Source organism: Aeromonas cavernicola, assembly GCF_002795305.1.
Lineage (GTDB): Bacteria > Pseudomonadota > Gammaproteobacteria > Enterobacterales > Aeromonadaceae > Aeromonas > Aeromonas cavernicola.
The window spans coordinates 1-1316 of the sequence record NZ_PGGC01000133.1 but is presented as its reverse complement, the minus strand read 5'-3'; the positions used below and the strand labels follow the sequence as shown (position 1 = coordinate 1316).

Annotated in this window: 2 protein-coding genes; both read right to left on the bottom strand. The window is 58.4% G+C overall.

Annotation, left to right across the window (positions count from 1 at the left end):
- A partial coding sequence (gene waaF, locus CUC53_RS14340) for a lipopolysaccharide heptosyltransferase II (RefSeq protein ID WP_100294787.1) occupies positions 1-788 on the bottom strand: 788 nt, incomplete at its 3' end.
- A gap of 258 nt (positions 789-1046) precedes the next feature.
- Positions 1047-1316 (bottom strand): integrase core domain-containing protein (locus CUC53_RS14335; protein ID WP_157798283.1); only part of this gene is annotated, 270 nt, incomplete at its 5' end.

Genomic DNA, 1316 nt, shown 5'->3' with positions numbered 1-1316 from the left:
ACCCGGTTGGCCAGCGCCATCAGATCGATCGCCTCGTGCAGGCTGGTCTTGCCCGCCAGCACGTGGCAGTTGGGGCGGGTCAGCAGGTTGACCCGATCCCGGATGGTGTTGCCGACCGGCAGATCCTTGTTGGAGCCGAAGATCCACACCTGCCACCCCTCGTCCAGATGCTGCTGGGCCACCACGGCGTAGTGCCCCTCCGGCCAGCGCTTGGCCGGGCCAAACTCGGCGCCGGGGCAGAGCACCAGCACCGGGCGGGCGCGATCCAGCCCCAGCCGTTCCAGCGCCTTGCTCTGGTTGATCAGGTCAACGTGCAGAGAAGGGTGCGGAATGGTCGGAATATCGGCCCGACTCTGCATCTGCGCTTTGGGGTAGGCGAGCGCCAGATAGCCCTCCACCATCAGCGGGAAGGCGGACTTGTTGCTGCGCAGGTCATTGAGCAAGCCGTAGCGGCTCTCGCCCTTCCAGCCGGTGCGCAGCACAATCCCCGCAAACCACGGGATCAGCGCCGACTTCATCGAGTTGGGCTGAACAATGGCCTGATCGTACTGTTCCGCCGCCAGCTGTTTGCCAAGGCGGCGGCGGGCCAGCAACTTGAGATCGCCGTGGCCAAGGGGCATGGTGATCGCCTTGTCCACCTCCGGCATCCGCTCCAGTAGGGCGCAACACCAAGCGGGGGCCATCACGTGCAGCTCACACTCCGGGTGGTTGGCCTTGATCGCCTTGTAGAGACTCTGGGACATCACCATGTCGCCGACCCAGGAGGGGCCGATCACCAATATCTTCATTACACATCTTCTTGCGGGTCTAGCCCGGCGGTTAATCATCACTGGCCGAGATTATGCCCCAAGAACGGTCGGATAAATAACAGAAGATCCCTGCCCATCGCGCTGTATGCGGACATTATCTTGGTCACACTGACCATCCGTTGGTGGGTGTTAGCTTGAAGGTATTGATACTGTCGATACGGGCCCACTGTACTGGCGAAGCATGTGGAGTGACCAAGTAAAACTGGCCACGGTTTTATAAGCAGCCCAATACTGCAGTTAAGATTCATTTGGTGTCAAACCACCGTTGTAGTGATGGGGACGAATGTTGCTGTAATAGCCCATCAAATACTCACTGATACTCTCCCTGGCATCGACCACATTTTTGTAGCCATGCTCAGGAACCCATTCACTTTTCAAACTACGAAATAGCCGCTCCATCGGTGCGTTATCCCAGCAATTACCTCGTCGACTCATGCTCGGATTTATCCGATACCGCCATAACAGTTGTTGATATCGGCGACTGCTGTAATGGCTGCCCCGATCAGA